Below are 8,535 nucleotides of genomic sequence, written 5' to 3' on the forward strand. Positions count from 1 at the left end.
TAAATGTTGGGTTTCATTCTTCAACCCAACCTACATAATTTTATCTTTTTGAGGTTAACCGAAAAGTATTGCCTAATATAGCGTTTCCCAGTCTAATGAAGTACACACCAATTTATTCACTGTTAAGAGTTCCCTGCCTCCACGAAAAGACTTTTTCAGCAAACCCTAAGTAATGATCAGTCTAGCTACGGTAAATGCTATAGTTATCAATCCAGATAAAGTTGGTTGCTTTTCATCTTGTTTGTGAATTAGGGTGATGTTTAGTTAGTTATAGTGGACTACTCAATCCTTGCTTACCATTCCATAGATCCTGTAATCATAAATGCTGACCAATAATAAGGATGATTATAAGGCTGTTGTTGGGGTGATAAGTTCCTATTATTATCAATTTCCGTCGTTACATAATTTCTCAGTTTTAAGTCTTCTGGATGCAGACTAGTGAGTAAATCTTCATACCAAGTAATGAGTTCTGCAACGGTGATAGTTTTTAACCATGTTGTCCCTTCAGTTAAAGCCTTTGCTGGTGATTGAAGAACAATTAATCTGCGGTAAAACTCTATAATCACTAAAGCCGTCGCCGATGATTCAACAGTCCAAAGTGTACTCAATACATAAGGAAAACCGCCATGTAGTAAGCCAGTTGCTAAACTCACATATTCACCACTGATATTCTGATTGTTATTACTAACATTCTCAGAATTTGTGAGAGTAAACAGATTGTAATTGCTAAAAGTCTGTTCACTAATTTCTGCTAAAGTTATATTTTCTCCATCTGCTAAAACCAAAGCTGAGTTTTGAACTTCACTTAGCTTATTGATAGCGTAACCAGTAAAATGAAAGATGTTATAATCTGCGGATAAGGCATTTTTTAAGTTATCTTTTGTAGCTTGTGAACCCTGGATATGTTGGGCATGATCAAACATCTTTCTCACAATTGCTGCTGCGAAGTCAGCAAATTTTATTTCTTCATGATTTGTGTTTTCTAGATTTTCAACACTCAGAAATTTTTGCTGTTGCCAATTTAATACTCTATTAGTTTTTAATTCCAGTCCTATTTGGATGTTAGGCAGATAATTTATGGTGTAATTTAAGTCCTCATAATTCAGAGGAAAAAGTCCATGAATAGGTAATTTGTGTAAGTCACGATGGGGAACTAAAATCAGGTTGGCAATACCTTCAATTTCCTGAATAATTGTGGAAATATTGAGGATATTTTGCAGATTTAACAATCTCTGCTGCATATCCAAATACCAAGAATGCTGGGGGTTATTTCCTCTATTTTGATTTTGCCAATCTTCTAGCCAATTTTCAAATTCAACTAGACGTTGTACTGCTTCAGGTATGCCTTCTATATCTTGTATAGGTGTTAATAAAAGTATGGGCGATGGGGCTTCATGTTTAATAATAAAGGTGTGTAATGCTGCTGGACTTAGATGCCAGTAAATAATAGCTGTTGTCGGATTTAATAATTGTTGAATAGCCTCATAGTTGGGAGAATAAATTTCATCACTCCAACCAGAAAGCAATAATTTTAAACAGGTATTTTTGCCGTGTTCTGCAATTTCCCAAGCTTCTACTAAATCACCTGTAGCTACAGCTAAATCAACAGCTAATTGTTTCAATCCGGCAAATTTCAAAGCCAGTTGTTTTTTACTTTCTTCAGGGCGAGTTATTTGATTAAGTAACTGTTGTAATACATCTAACCCTTGTTGTTGTAATTCCTGTGCTGCTACGGTTTCTCCTAAACTCACTAGCACTTTAATCAAAGATTGCAACACATCCAGATACAATTCTGTAAAATCTTCAGAGGTGAGGGTTAATAATGCCTGTTGATATTCAGATACAGCTTTTTGCCAAAAGTAATGAGGTGAGGGTTGTTTTTTACCATGTTCATAGTGTGTATTCCCAAGTGCTAAATGCAATCTTCCCCAACCTTCTGGGTGAGTATCGGCGCGGAGATATTTCAACCCTTCTTCATAAGTAGCAACCTTACCCTCATAGCCACGCTGATTAAGGGCAGGATTAGATATAGATATGGTACTGGATATACTTAAAGATGGTTTGTTGTTAACTACATTCCCTACAGCCCAAGCGCGTCCAAGCCAAGCTTCCCAATAGTCAAGTTTGATTTCTAAGGCGCTATCATAACAAGAAATAGCTTCTGCAAGTCTATCTAAATAAAACAGAGCTACGGCTTGATTGTACCAAGCTAGGTGGAAATCAGGTTTAATATTGATAGCTTGTTGATAAGAACTAATAGATTCTTCGCGTCTGGCTAAGTTTTCTAAAGCGATACCTCGGTTATACCAAGCTAGGTAAAAATCTGGTTGAATAGCCAGGGCTTGATCCCAGGATGCAATAGCTTCTGACCAGTGTTTGAGGCTAAATAGGACCACACCCCGGTCAATCCAAACTTCATGATAGTCGGGTTGAATTTCTAAAGCTTGGTCATAAGAGGCGATCGCATCTTCAAACTGCTCAACTATTCCCAGTGCTACCCCTCGGTAATACCAAGTTTCCTGATCTTCAGGTTGTAAATTCAAAGCTTGATCATAACTAGCAATAGCTTCCCAAATTAGCCCTAATTTTAACAATGCTAAACCGCGACTAGCCCAAGCTGCTGGGTAGTCAGGCTTAAATTCAATAGCTTGATCAAAAGAAGCGATCGCCCCCTCAAAGTCCCCAAACTCCCCTAAAACTCCCCCCCGGTTATACCAAGCTTTAGAGAAATCTGATTTGAGACTAATAGCTTGGTCATAAGCTGCGATCGCTTCCTCAAACCTTTGCAAATGAAACAGAGTCAAACCTTGATTAAACCAATATTCGTGAGAATCGGGTTGCAGTTTAGTAGCTTGATTATAAAAAGCCAGCGCCCCCAACAAATCCCCAGATTTAGCTTGTTGTAAACCTTGATAAAACCATACCTCAGCTTGGTTGGTAACAGTCAGGTGAAAACTAGGGCGCTGGATCATGGCTTGGCGTTGATCGCGGATTGCCAATTCTGACGCAAGTTGCTGAACTAGATGGGTACTTTGCTCCAACCGCACTACCAAATCATCTAGGGTCTGTGCCACCCTTGGCTCTATATTAGCCAAAGACTGATCCCAATTCTCTAACACAGGAGATGCTGCAACCGGCTCTACATCCTCCCCAACCACACTAGGCTGGTGTTCCGCTACATACTCATAAATCAAAGCCTCAGCGGCATCTTGTTCTGAGTTTTCATAACTAAACTCTTGGGAATTAACAGCCCATATTTGCTCCAAGTTGACGGAGAGTGGGGTGATAGTTGTAGGTCTTGTCTGCTCATGTTCCCATAATTGCTCACCCACATCCCGCAGCAAATTTTGTCCTGGACTGTCTAAACCAGATTCTGCTAGTGGTGTGGCTTTCACCCCTGCTGCGTCTAGATGATGCTGTGAATGTTCTTCATAATTTTGGGCTAAGAACTCACGACTTAATAACTGGATGCCAATTTCCGAGGCCAGTTCACCCACTTTACCAATATCTAGTTCACCCAATTTGACCATTCGCGTTGCTATCTGACTATTTGGAGCAGGTGAAGATAGTAATTTTTCACCAAATATCAGCAGCCAATCTATCCACCGCTCAACAGTAATCCGGGGTTCCATTCGCTGTAAATACTTCAGCGCCCATAGTTGTCCCCGTGCTTGATGTACGCCTTCAAGCAACTCGTTAAACAATACTTCTAGATCCGCGTTGGTTAATTCCGGTAGAGACTCTACCACCTCATACTCCTTACCGCCATCAGACTCATGAGTCTGACGAATGTCAAAGGGGTACTTAATAAACTTGTTAAGCCACTGCAATAGCCACCTGAGCATTTGCCACATTCTTGGATTTTCTTTCTCCTAGATTGTAGCCATCGTTGTGTCAAAAAAATCATTTAATTACCTAACAGACTCATAATTAAGTTAGGAATGAATTGATACAGCTAAAAAAAACTATACAAAACTTGATCAGTAAACAGAATTTACTGCTGTTGCTGATGTCAATTTTCCGAGGAAGCAGATTCACCAAATGCCTGTGATTGATTGATCAGTGTCTGAATAATCATTTGTGGATCATCAGTTTCAATAGCCAAATCTTGGGCAATTTGCTGGCGCAGGTTCTCATTTTCCTGCAACATAACTAATAATTCATCCCAAGTCACAGTTTGATATTCTTCCTCTGGCAAATTCTCATCAGCAGTAGTTTGGCTCAAAGCATCTGGACCGTCATATTCCCAAATAGGTTCACCTTGAGTGCGCGTCAACAATTCCATCCCCAGGCTATATGCCACATCGCCAACTTCACCAACGTCTAACTCACCTAACTGTACTAATCTCGCCGCTAATTCGTTATTAGGTTTCTTAGATGCTAATAATCTTTCCCTAAATTGATTTAACCAATCTAGCCAGCGTTGAGTGCTAACGCGATGCTCAATTTTATGTAACCAGTTTTGCACCCAAGCCTGGCCTCTGGCTTGATGAACTCCGGCTAAAAGTTCTGTAAACAAAAATTCTAGATCCGTATCGCTAAGAGGTGCTACTACTGTTCTTTCTACACCCTTTGTGACTGAGGTAGAGCGTTGTTTGCGACCAAACAAGCCCTGAAAAAATTTTTTTAGCCACTGAATTACACGCTTGAGCATCTGTTGCACCATTGAGTGTTGCTGTTAAAATTTTAGCGATGTCGGTGACAAGCTGCTATTCAGTTATCAGTTATCAGTTATTACTAAAAGAAGGCAAAAGGTTATTCTCCCCAGACCCCGTTGACAGTAATTTATATAAAGTTATATATAACACTTTATTAAATACTTGTCTAAGTAAATATAGCTAGATAGCTTTTTTCCCAAAGAAATGGTCATGAGTTGTTAAAATAGTGAGACCCCAAATTCTAGTGGGTGGTGATACTCCATAACTGTTTATTCTTAACTGTTAACTGATTAGTCTCCATGTCTTACGAACCCCTACACCACAAGTATCGCCCTAAGAGTTTTGCTGAACTAGTGGGACAAGAGGCGATCGCGACTACCCTAACTAATGCAATTAGCTCCTCAAAAATTGCCCCTGCCTACTTGTTTACTGGCCCCAGAGGTACGGGGAAAACTTCTAGCGCCCGAATTTTAGCTAAATCGTTAAATTGTCTTAAAAGTGACAAACCAACTGCTGAACCTTGTGGTGTTTGTGATGTTTGTCAAGGTATTACTAAAGGTTATTCCTTAGATGTGATTGAAATTGATGCTGCTAGTAATACTGGTGTCGATAACATCCGCGAATTGATTGAAAAGGCGCAGTTTGCTCCAGTCCAGTGTCGGTATAAGGTTTATGTGATAGATGAATGTCATATGCTCAGTACCGCAGCATTTAATGCGTTACTGAAAACATTAGAAGAACCACCAAAGCACGTAGTTTTTGTCTTAGCAACAACCGACCCCCAGCGAGTATTACCCACAATTATTTCTCGCTGTCAAAGGTTTGATTTTAGACGTATTCAGTTAGAAGCGATGGTCAAGCATTTAAATGCGATCGCCTCTAAAGAAAACATCAGTATTGCCCTGGATGCCCTCACCTTGGTAGCACAAATTGCACAGGGAGGATTGCGAGATGCGGAAAGTTTACTAGATCAACTAGCTTTATTTCCTGGGGAAGTCTCACCAGATCAAGTTTGGGATTTAGTGGGTTCAGTCAGTGAAAAAGATTTGTTGGCTTTGTTAGAAGCGATCGCTCAAGATAATTCCGAAGTAGTATTAGATGCTACTCGACAAATCCTAGATCGGGGACGAGAACCCCTGACCATTCTCCAAAATTTTGCCGCCTTCTACCGAGATTTGCTGATTGCTAAAACCGCCCCAAATCGTCAAGATTTAGTTGCTTGTACTCAACAAACCTGGACAACATTAGTTAACTTTGCTCATAGGTTAGATATAACTACAATTCTGCGCGGACAGCAACATTTAAGAACAGCAGAAGTGCAACTTAAAAACACCACTCAGCCCCGTTTGTGGTTAGAAGTCACATTATTGGGATTGTTACCCAGTGCCAATATTCAGCTACAAGCAGCTAGTATCCCGCAACCAGTAAATACACCTGCTTACCCAGCAGCATCTTCACCACCACCGACTTACACCCAATCAAATCACAATTCTCCACCATCTCCACCTCCAGCAGCTTATAGCCAAGCAAATCATCATGGTGTACCGAATACAGTATCTTCACCTACACCAGAACCTGTATATACTCCACCACCACCTGTAACAACTCCCGCAGCACCCCTGCAAGAAGTTGTAGGACAATCACAATATGACTTAACTCAAATTTGGCAACAAGTGCGTGCTAACTTCCCCATGCCTTCCAGACAAGCTTTATTAGGGCAAATGTGCCAGCTAGTAGAGTTTGATGGTAATTTAGCGCGTGTTGCTGTCAGAGGAGCATGGTATGAAACACTTAAATCTGATTTGCCGATGATGAAGACGGCTTTTCAGCAAACTTTTCAGCGTGACATCCAAGTAAATCTGGAAAAAGCAACTTCATCAACTTCTACCACAGCCAGAAGAAATCCTCCCCCGCAAGATTCTACTCGTGTTCAGCAACCACCGACCACACCCATTTATAACCAGCCACAACCAGTATCACAGCCAACACCACCAAGAATTGAGCCTATAGTCACGAACACAGCCCCAGTACAAAACTTTGCACCTCCACCAAGTCAAGCACCACAAGCACCCAAATTACAACCACCTGTGTCAACTTGGGATGATGATGAATTGACAAAGGCGGCTAAAAGTCTGGCCAATTTCTTCTCTGGGGAAATTATTAGCCTTACAGATGATGCTTTGGATTTATCTGATACTGCTGTTTCCGTAGATGTGGAGATATATGAAACAGATTATGATTATGATTAAATATGTAGAAATATTTAGCCTCAAGATCACCAAGGTACTTCCAAAAAAATAAATTATCCGGATCAACTAACCGCAGAGACGCAGAGAACGCAGAGGAATGAGTGTTTTTTTATTTGGAAGTCCCCAAAGCAAAATTCCTAATTCCCAAATAGCTTCTGCCTGGGATATTACTGATGTTTACCGGTACAAAGCACCTGCCGCATTTTACGCATATTTTCTGGTAACTCCAAGTTCATCGCTTGTTGAATAAAAATTGAAGGGACGGGAATATTCGGGGTTGCTTGGACTGTATAGGCTAATAACGTGCCGTTGCCCATGTCTTGAAGTTCTAATTTGGCATGAAAATCTTCAAATGTTCCCTTTTCCATACGAAATTGAATTTGCTGTCCCAAGACTTCAACAACGTTAAGGTAAATTTCTACTTGGGCTGTGAAAAAGAAAAAAGCTTTTTGTGCTGTTTGATACAGATATTTGACATCTCCTTTGGAAATCATCTCGCTTCTGGTGATATCCGGGAAATACTGCACCCAACGAGGGTAATCAGTAATCTGCTGCCAGACATGAGAACGGATCAAAGGTAAATACATCGAAGCTGTGACAGCACCACCCCAGATAGTGTGCGATCGCTGTTGCAGCAAAACCTCACCTTGGATTAGTGATTTTTCCTTATCTTGAGTCCACAACATATTTGAACCTTTTATATTTAAGTCTGAGATATCAAACACAGACATAGTTATTTTAGTTACTCCTCAACAAACAGTGAACAGATTTATGCTAATAACTGATGACTGATGTAAATCCTCTAGCAAATAAGTGACAAAACATCAAATTTGATAGATTTCCTTAACTACACACAATTTTAATTACAGTTCAGTTGGTTGGTTTTCTGGACATGATTTAATTTTTTCATCTCAGTTAATTCTGAAATAATTCTCAAGAAAACACTTGCACACTGTATTTAATATTGTAGTTCTCAGCATAAACACTGGTGATCATATCTTGCACCATTCTTGACAATGAAAATTTGAGTGAATAATAACTACAATGGCACAAATACCATTGAAATCCTCAGTTGCAATCTTTGTTAAAATTTGTTTAACATTTTAACCATATTCAAGTCTAATTTTGAGTTTAAATGTAAATTTAGCTAACATTAAGAGGAAAATCGGATGAATCAATCTTACTTAAATCGTAAGTTAACCCAAATCTTAGGCATTTTGATCGGTATGGGAATGGCTTTATGGATACTTAGAGGCTTAGGGATTCTTACTTTTATCCCCGGTGGCGTGATTTGGCTATTGTTGTTTGGGGGGCTGGCACTAGGTATTTTTAGTTACTTTCAAAGAATCTGGTGGCGTTTTTAAGATCCATCAAAAGCAATAAACAAATAAATATAAATTCATCTAAAACTATAGTGAATGAAAAAAAACTAAATTAATTCTTCACTATAGTATGAGGACTCAAAACAATGCAAAACTATATATGTACCGTTTGCGGCTATATATATGACCCCGAAGTAGGCGATCCTGATGGTGGCATACAACCAGGAACAGCCTTTGAGGATATTCCAGAAGATTGGGTATGTCCAGTTTGCGGTGCAGAAAAAGCAGATTTTGAATTATATGAAG

General features: G+C 39.6%; 6 protein-coding genes. 3 read left to right on the plus strand and 3 right to left on the minus strand.

Annotation, left to right across the window (positions count from 1 at the left end; all coding sequences use genetic code 11):
- Nucleotides 1-293: 293 nt before the first annotated feature.
- Complete coding sequence (locus VB694_RS24955; protein ID WP_323363017.1) at nucleotides 294-3,854, minus strand: CHAT domain-containing protein; 3,561 nt, start codon at nucleotides 3,852-3,854, stop codon at nucleotides 294-296.
- A gap of 158 nt (nucleotides 3,855-4,012) precedes the next feature.
- A complete protein-coding gene (locus VB694_RS24960; RefSeq protein WP_323363018.1) occupies nucleotides 4,013-4,654 on the minus strand; it encodes a hypothetical protein in 642 nt (213 codons plus the stop codon).
- A 303-nt stretch (nucleotides 4,655-4,957) separates the two neighbouring features.
- On the opposite strand from VB694_RS24960, the gene VB694_RS24965 reads away from it, so the two are divergent.
- A complete protein-coding gene (locus VB694_RS24965) occupies nucleotides 4,958-6,907 on the plus strand; it encodes a DNA polymerase III subunit gamma/tau (RefSeq protein ID WP_323363019.1) in 1,950 nt (649 codons plus the stop codon).
- A 167-nt stretch (nucleotides 6,908-7,074) separates the two neighbouring features.
- Here the strand turns inward: VB694_RS24965 and VB694_RS24970 are convergent, their stop codons facing one another.
- Nucleotides 7,075-7,638 carry an SRPBCC family protein gene (locus tag VB694_RS24970; protein WP_323363020.1) on the minus strand — a complete coding sequence of 188 codons (564 nt, stop codon included), beginning with the start codon at nucleotides 7,636-7,638 and terminating at the stop codon, nucleotides 7,075-7,077.
- A 438-nt stretch (nucleotides 7,639-8,076) separates the two neighbouring features.
- Between VB694_RS24970 and VB694_RS24975 the strand changes: the two genes are divergently transcribed.
- Together VB694_RS24975 and rd are read left to right on the plus strand one after the other, a co-directional pair.
- Nucleotides 8,077-8,271 carry a hypothetical protein gene (locus VB694_RS24975; protein WP_323363021.1) on the plus strand — a complete coding sequence of 65 codons (195 nt, stop codon included), beginning with the start codon at nucleotides 8,077-8,079 and terminating at the stop codon, nucleotides 8,269-8,271.
- 104 nt (nucleotides 8,272-8,375) lie between these two features.
- On the plus strand, nucleotides 8,376-8,535 hold a 160-nt coding region (gene rd / locus VB694_RS24980; RefSeq protein ID WP_323363022.1), incomplete at its 3' end, for a rubredoxin.

Source organism: Anabaena sp. UHCC 0451 (assembly GCF_034931405.1).
GTDB lineage: Bacteria > Cyanobacteriota > Cyanobacteriia > Cyanobacteriales > Nostocaceae > RDYJ01.

What these genes read in the sequence shown, in the direction of transcription:
- VB694_RS24955 (WP_323363017.1), bottom strand. Translation starts at nt 3,854, where the DNA reads ATGTGGCAAATGCTCAGGTGGCTATTGCAGTGGCTTAACAAGTTTATT.
- VB694_RS24960 (WP_323363018.1), bottom strand. Translation starts at nt 4,654, where the DNA reads ATGCTCAAGCGTGTAATTCAGTGGCTAAAAAAATTTTTTCAGGGCTTG.
- VB694_RS24965 (WP_323363019.1), top strand. Translation starts at nt 4,958, where the DNA reads ATGTCTTACGAACCCCTACACCACAAGTATCGCCCTAAGAGTTTTGCT.
- VB694_RS24970 (WP_323363020.1), bottom strand. Translation starts at nt 7,638, where the DNA reads ATGTCTGTGTTTGATATCTCAGACTTAAATATAAAAGGTTCAAATATG.
- VB694_RS24975 (WP_323363021.1), top strand. Translation starts at nt 8,077, where the DNA reads ATGAATCAATCTTACTTAAATCGTAAGTTAACCCAAATCTTAGGCATT.